Below are 15844 nucleotides of genomic sequence, written 5' to 3' on the forward strand. Positions count from 1 at the left end.
ATCCCGGTGATCGCCGTGGTTGACACCAACTACAACCCGGAACTGGTTGATTACGCCATCCCGGGCAACGACGACGCCATCCGCGCCGTGCAGCTGTACGCTCGCGCCGCTGCCGACGCCGTGCTGGAAGGCAAGGCTGCCGCTCCGAACGCTGCCACCGTGCGCGAAGAAGAGTTTGCCGACGCTGCTGCCGAAGGCGAAGAAACCAAGCCGGCTCGCCGCGCTCCGGCCAAGAAGGGCGCCAAGAAGGGCGACGAGGCTTCGGCCTGATGCACCCCGGCGGGCGCCCACGGTGCGCCCGCTCCCCCTGTACCGGCGCCAATGGCGCCGGCCACTGACAGGGCTGCGTAACAACGGCCGGCAATCATTGCCGGCCTACCCCTTTCTATTGATGAGGTAATTCCATGGAAATCACTGCTTCCCTGGTCAAGGAACTGCGCGAGCGCACCGGCGCCGGCATGATGGAGTGCAAGAAGGCTCTGTCCGAAACCAACGGCGACATCGACGCAGCGGCTGAAGCCCTGCGCAAGTCCGGCGCTGCCAAGGCCGACAAGAAGGCCGACCGCGTCACCGCTGAAGGCCGCGTGGGCGTGGCCAGCAACGGCGGCAATGCCGTGCTGGTCGAAGTGAACTCGGAAACCGACTTCGTCGCCAACGACGTCAACTTCAAGGCGTTCGTCGACGCCGTTGCCGCTGCCGCCCTGGCATCCGGCGCAGCCGACGTTGAAGCCCTGAAGTCGGCCAAGCTGCCGAGCGGCGAAACCGTCGAAGAAACCCGCGCCACCGCGATCCAGAAGCTGGGCGAGAACATCCAGATCCGTCGCCTGGTCAAGGTCAGCGGCAACAACACCGTTGGCACCTACGTGCACAGCAACGGCAAGATCGGCGTGCTGGTCGAGCTGGCCGGCGGCAACGCCGAACTGGCCTCGGGCCTGGCCATGCACGTGGCCGCGATGAACCCGCCGCACAACAAGGCTGCCGACGTCCCGGCTGACTTCGTTGCAAAGGAAAAGGAAATCGAGCTGGCCAAGATGAGCGAAAAGGACAAGGCCAAGCCGGCTGAAATCCTGGAAAAGATCATCAGCGGCAAGATCAACAAGATCATCAGCGAAGTGACCCTTTACGGCCAGAACTACGTGCTGGACAGCGACAAGACCGTTGAGCAGGCCGTCAAGGCTGCCGGTGGCGACGTCGTCGGCTTCCAGCGCCTGGTGGTTGGCGAAGGTATCGAGAAGGTGGTGGAAGACTACGCCGCCGAAGTTGCCAAGGCGATGCAGGTCTAAGCATCCGCCACCCTGCAACACCGACGAAGCCGCGGATATCCGCGGCTTCGTTGTTTGCGCAGCCCAGGCCATGATCACTGGCAACGGCATCGCCCGGACGCACTTGCGCGTGCAGGCCCTTTTCTATTCGGGGCATGCCTGTATGCTTGGCCCACTGCCGCCCGCCCCCACGACATGTCACCCGAGCTCAACGCAGCCCTGTCCCTGTGCCGCAACCTGCCGTCGCCGCCTGCCATCGCAGTACGCCTGATCGAGCTGGCGCAGGACCCGGAAACCGACATCGCCAGTGCCGCCGATGTGATCGCACTGGACATGGCGCTGAGCGCACGCATGCTGCGCATCGCCAATTCGCCGCTGTATGCCAGCCGCCGCCGCATCGAGAACCTCTCGCAGGCGCTGACCATGCTCGGGCTAAACGCCACCCTGCAACTGGCACTGGGCTTCAGCCTGTCACGCGCCCTGCGCGACGACGAATGCCACGCCCAGCTGCTGGATGCAGTCTGGCGCCGCGGCGTGCTCAGCGCCCTGGCCGCACGCTACCTCGGCGAGGCCTGCGGCGTACGCCGCCTGGAAGAACTGCTGCTGGCCGGCCTGCTGCAGGATGTGGGCATCCTTGCCCTGCTCCAGGTCCGCGCGGACATCTACCCCGGCCTGCTTGGCAGCTGCACCGACAACCTGCAGCTGTTGGCGCATGAGCGCGCGGTGTTCGACTGCAACCATGCCGAGGTGGGCGCCCACCTGTGCGAGCAATGGGGGCTGCCGCGCTACCTGACCGAGGCCATCGCCCACAGCGAGCCGCCAGCCGCGCCCGCCGATGCATTTGAACGCTGCGTGGCATTGTCCGGCTGCATCGCTGACATCTGGCTGGCCGATGACGTCGACCAGGCCCGCAACAACGCACTGCGCGAGGTCAACGCCGCCCTGCAGCTGGACAGCAACCGTTTTGAACAGGTGCTGCAACAGGTCAGCCAGATGCTGCCGGAGATCAGCGCCCTGTTCGACATCCCGGTACCCTCTCCGGCCCGCGTGACCTTCCTGCTGGACCATGCTGCGGAACTGATCGCGCTGCGCAACCTGCGCGAGCTGCATGACGCCTCCAACGCGCACCGGCGCGCCGACGACTACGAGCTGCAGGCGCGCCGCCTGGCCGAACAGGCCCACCTGGACGCCCTCACCGGCGTACTCAACCGCCGCCAGCTGGAAGTAGTACTGGAACAGGAGTTCGGCCGCGCCAGCCTGGCCGAGCGCCCCCTGTCCATCGCCTTCATCGACCTGGACGATTTCAAGAAGATCAATGACCTGCACGGCCATCTGGTCGGTGACCAGGTACTGCAGGCTTTCGCCAACCGGCTGCAGGGCCAACTGCGCGGCAGCGACACCGTGGCCCGCTTCGGTGGCGAGGAGTTCGTGGTGATGTTCCCTGCCACCAGCGAATCGACTGCCGTCGAAGTCATCCGCCGCGTGCTTGGGGTGATCGCTCAGACGCCAATGGCCATCGTCAACGAATCCCCGCTGTACGTGACCTTCTCGGCCGGCGTTGCCACCCACGGCGCCTATGAGCGCTTCACCGACATGCGCGACCTGCTCAAGGCCGCCGACGACGTGCTTTATCGCTCCAAGAACCTGGGCCGCAACCGGGTCATCGCCCGCGCCCCCACCCCGCAACCAACCGCCTGCTGAACAGGCGGGCGATCCAGGCGACTTTGTCGCTGCGTTGCAACAAACAGATCTCACCTGAAACTACGGCATCGATTAGAATTCCCGCGTTTTCCAGCCATCTGAGGTCACCATGTCCAAGCTCGCCTACCAACGCATCCTTCTGAAGCTTTCCGGGGAGGCGCTGATGGGAGATGAGGACTACGGCATCGACCCGAAGGTGATCAACCGCCTGGCCCACGAAGTGATCGAGGCCCAGCAGGCCGGCGCCGAGATCGCGCTGGTGGTCGGCGGCGGCAACATCTTCCGTGGCGCCGGCCTTGCCGCAGGCGGCATGGACCGCGTCACCGGCGACCACATGGGCATGCTGGCCACCGTGATCAACGCCCTGGCCATGCAGGACGCGTTGGAAAAGGCCGGCGGCAAGGCCCGCGTGATGAGCGCCATCAAGATCAACGACGTGTGCGAGGACTACATCCGCCGCCGCGCCATCCGCCACCTGGAAAAGGGCCGTCTGGTCATCTTCGCCGCCGGCACCGGCAACCCCTTTTTCACCACCGACTCCGGCGCCGCCCTGCGCGCGATCGAGATCGGCGCCGATCTGCTGCTCAAGGCCACCAAGGTCGACGGCGTCTACAACAAGGACCCGAACAAGCATGCCGATGCGGTCCGTTATGACAGCCTGAGCTACGACCAGGTCATCAACCAGGGCCTGGAAGTCATGGACACCGCTGCCTTTGCCTTGGCCCGCGACAGCGACCTGCCGCTGCGCGTGTTCGACATGAGCCAGCCGGGTGAGCTGCTGAAGATCCTGCGCGGCGAGCACATCGGCACCCTGGTCCACGGTCGCGACGCACACTGAACCACGCTGCCAACCCGGCAGGTACAGGTATTGGCCTATAATCGGCCGGTTCAAGAAACATCCAGGATTCGGGCGATGATCAACGACATCAAGCAAGATGCGCAGGCGCGCATGGCCAAGAGCATTGACGCTCTGCGCCACACCCTCACCACCATCCGTACCGGCCGCGCCTCCCCGGCGCTGCTGGACGGCATCAAGGTCAAGGCCTACGGCACCGATACGCCGTTGAACCAGGTGGCCAGCATCAGCGTGTCCGAAGGGCGCTCGCTGGTGATCACCCTGTTCGACAAGAACATGATCAAGGACGTCGAAAAGGCCATCTACGCCTCCGACATCGGCATCACCCCCACCACCATGGGCACGGTGATCCGCCTGAACCTGCCGCCGCTCACCGAAGAGCGCCGCCGCGAGCTGGCCAAGTCGGTCGGCAAGGAAGGCGAAGAGAGCAAGGTCGCCATCCGCAACATCCGCCGCGACGCCAACCAGGAAGTGGCCAAGCTGCTCAAGGACAAGACCATCACCGAGGATGACGACCGCCGCGCGCAGGACGACATCCAGAAGCTGACCGACAAGGCGATCAAGGACATCGACGACGTGGTCAAGCAGAAAGAACAGGAACTGATGGCAGTCTGACCGGTGCAGTCCACCATGCCCAACGGCATACCCGCACCACGCCAACCAGGGCACATTGCCATCATCATGGATGGCAATGGCCGCTGGGCACAGCAACGCCGCCGGCCGCGCATGATCGGCCATCGCGCCGGTGCCCGTGCGGTCAACCGCACCATCGACTTCTGCCTGCAGCACGGTATCGGCGTGCTCACCCTGTTTGCGTTCTCCAGTGAAAACTGGGGCCGTCCGCAGGAAGAAGTGGACGCATTGATGAAGCTGTTCCTCGGTGCCCTCGACCGCGAGGTGGACGAACTCCACCGTCGCGGCGTACGCGTGTGCTTCATCGGCGACCGCTCACGCTTCGCCGCCGGCATCGTCCAGCGCATGGACCGCTCCGAGCAGCGCACGGCCGGCAACAGCGCGATGGTGCTGAACATCGCCGCCAGCTATGGCGGCCGCCAGGACATCGCACTGGCTGCGCGCGCCCTGGCGCAGCGGGTTGCCGATGGCAGCCTGCAGCCGGAACAGATCGACGAAGAACTGCTGGGCCAGCAGGTGGCCTTGGCCGACCTGCCGGCACCAGACCTGTTCATCCGCACCGGTGGCGACACCCGCATCAGTAACTTCCTGCTCTGGCAGTTGGCCTACACCGAGCTGTGGTTCACCGACGTGCTGTGGCCCGACTTTGATGCGGCCATCCTTCAACAGGCACTGGATGACTTTGCCGGCCGCGAGCGCCGCTTTGGCCTGACCAGTGCCCAGATTGCGGCCGGCACGGCGCAGAGCGCACTCCCATGACCAAAACCCGTGTGATAGCCGCGCTGATCATGGCCCCGGTGGCCATCTGCGCGATCCTGTTCCTCCCCACCCAGTGGCTGGCCGCCGCGGCGGCATTGGTGTTCCTGATCGGGCTGTGGGAATGGCTGAAGCTGACCGGTGTGGACGGCCTGCCGCGCACCGTGCTGCTGGTACTGAACCTGCTGCTGATGGTGCTGCTGGTGTGGGCCTCGGCCGGCTCCAACGTCCTGTTCCAGTTGGCTACCCTCGTCGGCGTGGGTTTCTGGCTGCTGGCATTGCTGTGGCTGCGCTATTTCAACTTCGGCGCGCATGAAGAGCCCGGTGCCCGCATGCTCAAGCTGGCTGCCAGCACCCTGGCCATCATCCCGGCCTGGGCCGCGCTGGTACTGATCCACGACAGCCAGCCCAATGGTCACCTGTGGCTGCTGACCGCCCTGGCCATCGTCTGGGCCGCCGATTCCGGCGCCTATTTCGCTGGCCGCGCCTTTGGCAAACACAAGTTGGCCCCGCGCGTCAGCCCCAACAAGACCATCGAAGGCCTGCTGGGCGGGCTGGTGGCCGGTTTGCTGGTGGCAGGCCTGTTCGGCTGGTGGGCCGGCGTGCAGGTATCCCAGTTGGGCAGCCTGATGCTGGTGGCCACGGTCGCGGTGCTGGCCTCGGTACTGGGCGACCTGTTCGAGAGCCTGCTCAAGCGCCATGCCGGCGCCAAGGACTCGGGGCACATCATCCCCGGCCATGGCGGCGTGCTGGACCGCATCGACGGCGTGTTGGCCGCCCTGCCCGTGTTTGCGCTGGGCAAGGAAATCTTTGGTTTCTGACATGCCCACCTCCTGTACACCCCGCCAGATCGCCATTCTTGGTGCCACCGGCTCCATTGGCAGCTCGGCGCTGGATGTCATCGCCCGCCACTCGCAGCAGATGCGCGCCAGCGTATTGGCCGCCGGCAGCAATGTGGATGCCCTGCTCGCGCTATGCCTGCAGCACCGCCCCGACCATGCGGTCATTGCCGACCCGGCGCTGTACTCGCGCCTGCGTGACGGACTGACCGCCGCCCGCCTGACCACCCAGGCCCATGCCGGCCCCGAGGCCATCGACGCACTGGCCGCCGGCGAGCATTGCGATACCGTGATCGCGGCCATCGTTGGCGCCGCCGGCCTGTCCTCGACCCTGGCTGCGGCACGCGCCGGCAAGCGCCTGTTGCTGGCCAACAAGGAATCACTTGTCCTGGCCGGCGAACTGCTGACCCGGGAAGCGGCTGCCACAGGCGCCGAAATCATCCCGATCGACAGCGAACACAACGCCATCTTCCAATGCCTGCGCTCCCGCGATGCGCGCCTGGAGGCCGGTGTGCGCCGCATCATCCTGACCGCTTCCGGTGGGCCGTTCCGCGGCCGCAGCCGCGCCGAGCTGGAAACGGTGACCGTGGCCCAGGCCGTTGCCCACCCGAAGTGGTCGATGGGGCCGAAGATCTCGGTTGACTCGGCGACGCTGATGAACAAGGGACTGGAGGTCATCGAGGCCCACCACCTGTTCAACGTGCCCGGCAGCCGTATCGACGTAGTGGTCCACCCGCAGAGCCTGGTGCACTCGCTGGTCGAGTTCATCGACGGCTCGACCCTGGCCCAGCTGGGCCTGCCGGACATGCGTACCACCCTGGCCGTGGGTCTGGGCTGGCCGCAGCGCATTGAATCGGGCGTGGCCGGGCTGGACCTGCTCAGCCAGGGCCGGCTGGATTTCGAGGCACCGGATCTGGACGCCTTCCCCTGTCTGCGCCTGGCCTGGCAGGCCATGGACGCCGGTGGCAGCGCCCCGGCCATCCTGAACGCGGCCAATGAAGTGGCCGTTTCAGCGTTTCTTCAGGGGCGCATAGGCTTCCTGTCGATCCCGGCATTGGTGGAGCACACCCTCTCCACCCTGTCTTGCACGGCGGCCGATACACTGGACGCCCTGCTGGCAGCCGACGCCCAAGCCCGCCAGATCACCCAAGCCGCCATCGCCCGCCTGCCGCATGCCTGAGCCCACCTTCCAATCGAGCCGCACCCATGGCTGAGTTCCTGGGGTCCGTGTGGTGGATGATCGTCAGCCTTGGCGTGCTGGTGACGTTCCATGAATTCGGCCACTACTGGGTTGCCCGCCGCTGCGGGGTGAAGGTACTGCGGTTTTCGGTGGGCTTCGGCAAGCCGCTGTGGAGCCGCCGCAACCGCAACGGCACCGAGTTCGCCATCGCCGCCATCCCGCTGGGTGGTTACGTGAAAATGCTGGACGAGCGCGAGGTCGAGGTCCCGGCCGGTGAACGCGCCGTGGCCTTCAACAACAAGACCGTCTGGCAGCGTATCGCCATCGTCGCCGCTGGCCCCATCGCCAACCTGCTGCTGTGCATCGCCCTGCTGTGGGCGATGTTCATCATCGGCCGCCAGGATTATTCGGCCACCCTCGGCCGGGTCACCGGCATGGCCGCGCAGGCCGGTTTCGTCGCCGGCGACCAGTTGCTGGCGGTCGAGGACCGCCCGGTGGGCACCTGGGCCGAGGCCAGCATGGCCCTGACCACTGCCGCGATGGACCGCAGCGACGTGCATGTCCGCGTGCGCGACGTGCTGGACAATGAACGCACGCGGGTGCTGCCGCTGTCGCAGCTGCCGGCCGGCTTTGATGAGCGCCAGGTGCCGGTGCTGGCCGGCCTTGCCTGGCAATTCTGGCTGCAGCCGGCACGCGTCACCGAGGTGACCCCGGGCTCGGCCGCCGACAAGCTGATCCAGCCCGATGACCTGATCCTGGCCGTGGATGGCCAGCGCGTGGACGATGCCGGCGAGGTACTGCCACTGATCCAGCAACTGGGCCAGCGCGGCGGCCCGGGCATGATAGAAGTCGAGCGCGCCGGTGAACGGCTGGCGCTGGAGATCACCCCACAGCCCGGCCAGGCCCCGGACGGCAAGCCGATCTGGCGTATCGGCCTGGGCTTCGCCACCGGCCAGATGCCGGCCTATGACGCCCGCCAGCAGTACGGTCCGCTTGCCGCGCTGCCGGCCGCCGTCCGCGAAACCGGCAAACTGGCGACAGATTCACTGGGCATGATGCGGCGCATGCTGACCGGCGCTGCCTCGCTCAAGAACGTTTCCGGGCCCATCACCATCGCCCGGGTGGCCAATGTCTCGGCCCAGCGCGGGCTGGACTGGTTCCTGTATTTCCTGGCCCTGCTGTCGCTGAGCCTGTGCATCATCAACCTGCTGCCCATCCCCATCTTGGACGGCGGGCACCTGCTGTATTACCTTATTGAGTTGGTCAAGGGCAGCCCGCTGAGCGAGCGCGCCATGGCTGCCGGCCAATCCATCGGTCTGGCGCTGTTGGCCGGGTTGATGGGACTGGCGTTCTACAACGACATCCTGAGCCTGGTCCTGCGATGAACTTTTTCCCGCTGTCGTCGTCATACGCCGGCACCCACGCATTATCGAAATCGACTCCAACCGGACGTGATATGACGCGACTTCCCAATCGCCGCCTGCTGACCCTCGCACTTGCTGCCGGTCTGGCCCTGCCCGTGCTCGCACAGGCAGCCGAGCCCTTTACCGCCAGCGACATCCGCGTGGACGGCCTGCAGCGCATTTCCTCCGGTACCGTATTCACCTACCTGCCGGTGGAGCGTGGCGACACGGTGGACGACGCCAAGATCGGCGACACCATCCGCGCCCTGTACAAGACCGGCTTTTTCGAGGACGTGCAGCTGGACCGCCAGGGCGACATCCTGGTCGTCACCGTCAAGGAACGCCCGGCGATCAACAAGCTGACCGTCACCGGCAACAAGGACATCAAGAGCGAGCAGCTGCTCAAGGGCCTGAGCGACATCGGCCTGAGCGAAGGCGGCACCTTTGACCGCCTGAGCCTGGACCGCGTGACCCAGGAACTGCGCCGCCAGTACAACGACCGCGGCAAGTACAACGTGGAAATCACCCCCACGGTGAGCCCGCTGGACCGCAACCGCGTCGACGTCGCCATTGCCGTCAAGGAAGGCAAGGCGGCCAAGATCCGCCACGTCAACCTGATCGGCACCGAGAAGTTCCCGGCCGAGGACATCCTGGACACCTGGGAGTCCAAGGAGCACAACTGGGCCTCGTGGTACCGCCGCGACGACCAGTACTCCAAGGAAAAGCTGTCCGGCGACCTGGAAAAGCTCAACTCCTGGTACCTGGACCGTGGTTACGTCGATTTCAGCATCGACTCCACCCAGGTTTCGATCAGTCCGGACAAGCGTGACATGTTCGTCACCGCCGGCGTGACCGAGGGCGAGCAGTACAAGATTTCCGAGATCAAGGTCACCGGCGACACCATCCTGCCGCAGGAAGACGTGGAGAAGATGGTCATCCAGAAGTCCGGCGACACGTTCTCGCGTGCCCTGCTGGAGTTCAGCGCCGACGCCATCACCAACAGCCTGTCCAACATCGGCTACGCCTTTGCCAAGGTCAACCCGATCCCCACCAGCAACCGCGCCGACCGTACCGTGGCGGTGAACATGCAGGTGGTGCCGGGGCCGCGCGTGGCCGTGCGCCGCATCGTGTTCAAGGGCAACTCGCGTACCGCCGACGAAGTATTGCGCCGCGAAATGCGCCAGTTCGAGAACAGCTGGTATTCGCAGGCCGCCATCGACCGCTCCAAGATCCGCCTGCAGCGCCTGGGCTACTTTGAAGCCGTGGACGTGGAAACCAGCCCGGTCACCGGCAGCAACGACCAGGTCGACGTGGTCTACAACGTCAAGGAAACCACCTCTGGCAGCTTCGTGTTCGGCCTGGGCTACTCGCAGTCCTACGGCATGACCACCTCGGTACAGCTGTCGCAGAACAACTTCCTGGGCGGCGGCAACCGCGTGTCGGTGGAAGCCTCGCGCAGCAGCTACCTGCAGCGCTACGGTTTCAGCTACACCAACCCCTACTTCACCGATGACGGCGTCTCGCTGGGCTACAACCTGTCCTGGCGCGAACTGGACTACTCCGACTTCAACACCGCGCAGTACAACAGCACCAACGGCGCCGCGCAGGTGGTGTTCGGCGTGCCGATCACCGAGAACGATGCGTTCTCGCTGATGTTCGGCATCGACAGCAACCAGATCACCACCTACAGCGGCTACACGCCGAAGGCGATCATCGATTACATCGATGCGGTCGGCACGCGCACCTTCCACTCCTGGCGCACCGAGCTGGGCTGGGCGCGCGACACCCGCAACGACTACTTCATGCCTACCCGCGGCACCTACCAGCGCCTGGGCCTGGAAGCCACGCTGCCGGGCTCGACCGTCGAGTACTACAAGCTCAGCTACCAGTTCTCCAAGTACTGGCCGATCATGCCCTCGCTGGTCATCAATACCCGAGTGGAACTCGGTTACGGCGACTCGTACGGCAAGGACAAGGTCCGCAACATCTGCTGGAACGAAATCCCGGGCACCCCGGGTACCCCGGGCACCCCGGCCACTGGCACTACGCCGGCGGTCCCCGGTACCCCCGGCACCCCCGGCACCACCGAGGTTGTGGATTGCGCCACCAACCCGACCGCCAACCACCGCCAGGTGGTTGCCACCGGCCTGCCGTTCTTCGAGAACTTCTACGCCGGCGGCACCAACTCGGTGCGTGGCTTCGAGGACAACACCCTGGGCCCGCGCTCGGAAATCATCGGCGGCTACTACAACGGCCAGCCGCTGGGTGGCTCGGTAAAGACGGTCGGCTCGATCGAAGCCTACTTCCCGAAGCTGTTCGACAGCCCGTCGGCACGCGTTTCGGCGTTCTTCGATTTCGGCAACGTCTACAACGGCACGAGCAACTTCAAGGCCAACGAGCTGCGTGCTTCGGCCGGTGTCGCCCTGCTGTGGCGTGCGCCGGTGGGCCCGATCTCGATCAGCTATGCCTTCCCGCTGAAGAAGGAAGACGGCGATGAGATCGAGCGCCTGCAGTTCACCTTTGGCGGTCAGTTCTAAATAGAACTGACCCGCTGCCCCGGGGTGAAGCTCCGGGGACCGAAGGTTATGCCGCAGGCATAACCTTCGGGCGCGCTTCGGTCTACCGATTCCCCGCGCCTGTCGTCGCGCCCCCTTTACCAAAGGGGGCTTTCCACCAGAACTACCGCCTCAATCTGCCCCGGGAAGCAACACCGCCCCGGGGTTTGCTTTTATGGGACAGGTGGCTGCGCACGGCGCAGCAGGATATTCCATCAAAGCCATGCTGCCCCATTGGCCTCCACTTCCGGCCAACCCGCCCACCCCGCTGCCCTTGCCCTGCAAGGGTGATAACGTCTGCTCGCATGACCGCCATCGGCGCACACGGTAAACTTGCTGCGTGAATACTCCTACCTATACCGCTCAGGAACTTGCCGACCGTTTCGGTCTGCAGGTACACGGTGACCCGTTGGTTGCCATCCATGGCGTTGCCACCCTGGCCCATGCCGGGCCCGGGCAGCTGACCTTTCTGGCCAACCCGCGCTACCGGGCACAATTGGCCGACAGCAAGGCGTCGATCGTCCTGCTGCGGGCCGACGATGCCGAGGCTGCGCCCGCCACGGCCCTGATCGCCAAGGACCCCTACACCACCTTCGCCAAGATCGGCGCGCTGTTCGAGACGGTTCCGGTGCGTGAGCCGGGCATCCACCCCAGCGCCGTGGTCGACCCCAGCGCCACGGTGGCCGCCAGCGCCCACATCGGCCCCCATGTCTGCATCGGCGCCCGCACGGTGATCGGCGAAGGCTGCATCATTGGCCCGGGCAGCGTGATCGGCGATGACTGCGTGGTCGAGGCCGGCAGCGAACTGCTGGCGCGCGTCACCCTGGTCACCCGGGTCAAGCTGGGCAAGCGCGTGCGCATCCATCCGGGTGCTGTGCTCGGCGCCGAAGGCTTCGGCCTGGCCATGGACAACGGCCACTGGATCAAGGTGCCGCAGCTGGGTGGCGTGCGCATCGGCGACGATTGCGAGATCGGCGCCAATACCTGCATTGACCGGGGCGCACTGGAAGACACCACGCTGGACGAAGACGTTCGCGTGGACAACCTGGTGCAGATCGCCCACAACGTACAGATCGGCGCACACAGCGCCATCGCCGGCTCCACCGGCATTGCCGGCAGCGCCAAGATCGGCCGCTACTGCCTGCTGGGCGGTGCTGTCGGCGTCGTCGGTCACCTGGAAATCTGCGACCACGTCGTCATCACCGGCAAATCGGTGGTGCGCAACTCGATTACCGAGCCGGGCGAATATTCGTCCGGCACCCCATTGACCGATAACCGCACGTGGCGCAAAAACGCCGCGCGCTTCAAGCAGCTCGATGCACTGGCACGTCGCATCCTGGCTGTGAGCAAGGAGAAGGAATGAACGCACCACTGCAGCTGCCCATCGACGTCACCACCATCCAGACGTTGATCCCGCACCGCTACCCGTTCCTGCTGGTCGACAAGGTCGTCGAGCTTGATATCGAAGGCAAGCGCATCCTCGCGCACAAGAACGTCACCATCAACGAGCCGTTCTTCCAGGGCCACTTCCCCGGCCAGCCGATCATGCCCGGCGTGCTGATCATCGAGGCGCTGGCCCAGGCCGGTGGCGTGCTGACCCAGCTCAGCCTGGGCCGTGACGCGCAGTCCAAGCTGTTCTATCTGGTCAAGGTGGACAACGTGCGCTTCATGAAGCAGGTGGTGCCCGGCGACGTGCTGGAGCTGCACGTGCAGGTCAAGCGCGTGATCCGCAACATGGCCGTGTACTACGGTGAAGCCAAGGTCGACGGTGAAGTGGTCGCGCACGCCGAAGTGCTGTGCGCCGGCACCCGCGAATAACCTGCAAGGAATCCCTGCATGAGCAACAGCGCCCACTTGATCCATCCGTCCGCCGTCGTCGACCCCGCCGCCAGGCTGGGCGAAGGCGTGCGCGTGGGCGCTTTCAGCCTGATCGGTGCCGATGTCGAGATCGGTGACGGCACCGAGGTAGGCCCGCATTGCAGCATCCAGGGCCCGACCCGCATTGGCCGCGATAACCGCTTCATCGGCCATTGCGCCATTGGCGGCGAGCCGCAGGACAAGAAGTACGCCGGCGAACGCACCGAGCTGGTGATCGGCGACCGCAATGTGTTCCGCGAATTTGTGACGGTCAACCGCGGCACCGGCGGCGGCGGTGGCGTCACCACCATCGGCAACGACAACTGGCTGCTGGCCTATGCGCACGTCGCCCATGACTGCCACGTGGCCGACCACTGCGTGTTCTCCAACAACACCACCCTGGCCGGCCACGTCTCGGTCGGCAACTGGGTGATCATCAGCGGCTTTGCCGGTGCCCACCAGTTCTGCCGCATCGGCGACCACGCCTTCCTGGGCATGGGTGCGCTGGTCACCGGCGACATCCCGCCGTTCACCATGGTCGGCATTGACGGCCACGGCCGCCCGCGCGGCATCAACAGCGAAGGCCTCAAGCGTCGCGGTTTCGATGCCGAACGGATCAGCGCGATCAAGCGCGCCTACCGCACCATCTATGTCGCCGGCGTGCCTCTGGCCGAGGCCAAGTTGGCCCTGGCCGAGCAGGCGCAGAGCAGCGATGACGTCAAGCAGATGCTGGACTTCATCGAGCACGGCGAGCGCCCGCTGCAGCGATGATGATGGAAGCCGGGATTCGGGAGCCGGGCGTCGCTATCGCCCGTCGTCCGCGCATCGCGCTGGTTGCCGGCGAAGCCTCCGGCGACCTGCTCGGTGCCGGTCTGATCCAGGCCCTGCGCCAGCGTTACCCTGATGCCGAATTTGCCGGCATCGGCGGCGATGCCATGCGCAATGCCGGCTGCGAGACCTGGTTTGATGCCAGCGAGCTGGCATTGATGGGGCTGGCCGAGATCCTGCGCCACCTGCCGCGGTTGCTGAAGCTGCGCAAGGCCTTCCGCCAGCGCGTGCTCGACTGGCAACCGGATGTCTTCATCGGCATCGACGCACCCGATTTCAACCTCGGCGTCGAGAAGTGGCTCAAGCAACGCGGCCTGCGCACCGTGCACTACGTCAGTCCCTCGGTCTGGGCCTGGCGCGAGAAGCGCGCGGAAAAGATCGGTGCCAGCGCCGACATGGTGCTGTGCCTGTTCCCGATGGAGCCGCCCATCTATGCCAGACATGGCATTGATGCACGCTTCGTCGGCCACCCGATGGCCGACGAGATCCCCCTGCACAGCGACCGCGCGCAGGCACGGCAGTCGCTCGGCATCCCCGCCAACGTGCCGCTGCTGGCGGTGTTGCCGGGCAGCCGGCTGGGCGAAGTCAGCCGGCTGGGGCCGCCGTTCTTCGCCGCCGCCTGGCAGCTGTGCGAAGAGCAGCGCGACCTGCACATCGTGGTGCCCGCTGCCAACGCCAAGTGCAAGGCGCTGATCGTCGAGCAGATCCGGGCCGCGGCGCTGCCCAGCGCGCGCCTGCACCTGCTCGATGGCAAGGCCCGCGAGGCGATGACCGCCGCCGATGTGGTGATGCTGGCCTCCGGCACCGCCACCCTGGAAACCATGCTGGTCAAACGGCCGATGGTGGTGGGCTACCGCGTGGCCGAGCTGACCTACCGCATCGTCAGCGCATTGGGCCTGCTCAAGGTGGACCGCTATGCCCTGCCCAATGTATTGGCCGGCAAGGACCTGGCGCCGGAGCTGATGCAGCACGACTGCACCCCGGACAAGCTGGCCGCCGCCGTGCGCAGCTGGTTCGATCACCCGCAACAGGTGCAGGCCCTGCAGGTGGACTACCAGCGCCTGCACCAGCAACTGCGCCAGGACGCATCGGCGCGTGCCGCCGTGGCGGTGGCCAGCCTGCTGCAACCGCCCGTCCAGCCAGGCCAGCCATGACAGCACGTCGTCCCCCTGCAGCGGCAGCGCAAGCCTCGCTGTCGCTGTTTGACGATGCCGCCCTGCTTGCACGGCAGGCACCGCGTCTGGTTGCCGGCGTCGATGAAGCCGGCCGCGGCCCGCTGGCCGGCCCGGTCGCGGTGGCGGCGGTGGTGTTCGACCCGCAGCGCCCGCGCATCAACGGCCTGGATGACTCCAAGGCGCTTACCGCGCTGCGCCGCGAGCAGTTGTATGACCGCATCGTCGAGCGCGCCCTGGCCTATACGATCATCATGGTCGACGTTGGCCAGATCGACAGCCTCAACATCTTCCAGGCCACCATGCAGGGCATGCGGCAGGCGGTGGAAGGCGTGGCCCATGTAGCGCAGTTCGCCCGCATCGATGGCAACAAGATTCCCAAGGGCCTGCCCTGCCCGGCCGAAGCCCTGGTCGGCGGCGATGCCATCGACCGCAGCATCATGGCGGCCTCCATCCTGGCCAAGGTCAGCCGCGACCGCTACATGCTGACACTGCACCAGCAACTTCCTGAATACGGCTTTGACCAGCACAAGGGCTATGGCACGCCCTTCCATCTGGCAGCACTGAAGGCCCATGGCCCCTGCCTTGAACACCGGCGTTCGTTTGCACCCGTGCGGGCGCTGCTGCCGGAAACATAGTCCGCAGCAAGCAGGCGCCGGCATGACCACCCCATACGGCTGCCTCGATGCCCCTCCTGCAGTGGGCTCCCCCTGCTCCCCAGCTGACCCACGCTTGCTCCCCCGTTCCCCCGTCGCTACCCTGCTTCGGCACACTTCTGGCCCGGCATGTCTACTTCTTCCCG

Annotated in this window: 15 protein-coding genes; all 15 read left to right on the forward strand. The window is 65.9% G+C overall.

The window, feature by feature from the left end; all coding sequences use genetic code 11:
- Positions 1 to 270 (forward strand): 30S ribosomal protein S2 (locus tag B2527_RS05655; RefSeq protein ID WP_293706558.1); only part of this gene is annotated, 270 nt, incomplete at its 5' end.
- Between the two features lie 134 nt (positions 271 to 404).
- Positions 405 to 1283, forward strand: coding sequence for a translation elongation factor Ts (gene tsf, locus B2527_RS05660; protein ID WP_293706559.1), 879 nt, complete (start codon positions 405 to 407; stop codon positions 1281 to 1283).
- Positions 1284 to 1457: 174 nt separating this feature from the next.
- Positions 1458 to 2963, forward strand: coding sequence for a GGDEF domain-containing protein (locus B2527_RS05665; RefSeq protein ID WP_293706560.1), 1506 nt, complete (start codon positions 1458 to 1460; stop codon positions 2961 to 2963).
- Positions 2964 to 3072: 109 nt separating this feature from the next.
- Positions 3073 to 3801, forward strand: coding sequence for a UMP kinase (gene pyrH, locus B2527_RS05670; RefSeq protein WP_293706561.1), 729 nt, complete (start codon positions 3073 to 3075; stop codon positions 3799 to 3801).
- A 75-nt stretch (positions 3802 to 3876) separates the two neighbouring features.
- Entirely contained in the window at positions 3877 to 4434 is a 558-nt protein-coding gene (gene frr / locus B2527_RS05675) for a ribosome recycling factor (RefSeq protein WP_293706562.1), read from the forward strand.
- A gap of 15 nt (positions 4435 to 4449) precedes the next feature.
- Entirely contained in the window at positions 4450 to 5211 is a 762-nt protein-coding gene (gene uppS, locus B2527_RS05680) for a polyprenyl diphosphate synthase (protein ID WP_293706563.1), read from the forward strand.
- A complete protein-coding gene (locus B2527_RS05685) occupies positions 5208 to 6029 on the forward strand; it encodes a phosphatidate cytidylyltransferase (protein ID WP_293706564.1) in 822 nt (273 codons plus the stop codon). Before uppS ends, B2527_RS05685 begins: the two co-directional genes overlap by 4 nt.
- 1 nt (position 6030) lies before the next feature.
- Positions 6031 to 7227 carry a 1-deoxy-D-xylulose-5-phosphate reductoisomerase gene (locus B2527_RS05690; protein ID WP_293706565.1) on the forward strand — a complete coding sequence of 399 codons (1197 nt, stop codon included), beginning with the start codon at positions 6031 to 6033 and terminating at the stop codon, positions 7225 to 7227.
- A gap of 26 nt (positions 7228 to 7253) precedes the next feature.
- Complete coding sequence (gene rseP, locus B2527_RS05695) at positions 7254 to 8612, forward strand: RIP metalloprotease RseP (RefSeq protein ID WP_293706566.1); 1359 nt, start codon at positions 7254 to 7256, stop codon at positions 8610 to 8612.
- 71 nt (positions 8613 to 8683) lie between these two features.
- Positions 8684 to 11167 (forward strand): outer membrane protein assembly factor BamA, encoded by a 2484-nt coding sequence (bamA, locus tag B2527_RS05700; RefSeq protein WP_293706567.1) that lies wholly within the window; start codon positions 8684 to 8686, stop codon positions 11165 to 11167.
- 358 nt (positions 11168 to 11525) lie between these two features.
- Positions 11526 to 12548: a UDP-3-O-(3-hydroxymyristoyl)glucosamine N-acyltransferase gene (gene lpxD, locus B2527_RS05705; RefSeq protein ID WP_293706568.1), complete on the forward strand. Its 1023-nt coding sequence runs from the start codon at positions 11526 to 11528 to the stop codon at positions 12546 to 12548.
- Complete coding sequence (gene fabZ, locus B2527_RS05710) at positions 12545 to 13003, forward strand: 3-hydroxyacyl-ACP dehydratase FabZ (protein WP_293706569.1); 459 nt, start codon at positions 12545 to 12547, stop codon at positions 13001 to 13003. The genes lpxD and fabZ overlap by 4 nt, the downstream gene beginning before the upstream one ends.
- Positions 13004 to 13021: 18 nt before the next feature.
- A complete protein-coding gene (lpxA, locus tag B2527_RS05715) occupies positions 13022 to 13813 on the forward strand; it encodes an acyl-ACP--UDP-N-acetylglucosamine O-acyltransferase (protein WP_293706570.1) in 792 nt (263 codons plus the stop codon).
- Positions 13810 to 15024, forward strand: coding sequence for a lipid-A-disaccharide synthase (gene lpxB / locus B2527_RS05720; protein WP_414717009.1), 1215 nt, complete (start codon positions 13810 to 13812; stop codon positions 15022 to 15024). The genes lpxA and lpxB overlap by 4 nt, the downstream gene beginning before the upstream one ends.
- Positions 15021 to 15680, forward strand: a complete 660-nt coding sequence (locus tag B2527_RS05725; RefSeq protein WP_293706572.1) for a ribonuclease HII — start codon at positions 15021 to 15023, stop codon at positions 15678 to 15680. The genes lpxB and B2527_RS05725 overlap by 4 nt, the downstream gene beginning before the upstream one ends.
- The last annotated feature ends 164 nt before the right edge of the window (positions 15681 to 15844 follow it).

Origin of the sequence: Stenotrophomonas sp. UBA7606 (assembly GCF_002477705.1) — a bacterium.
Taxonomy (GTDB): Bacteria; Pseudomonadota; Gammaproteobacteria; order Xanthomonadales; family Xanthomonadaceae; genus Stenotrophomonas.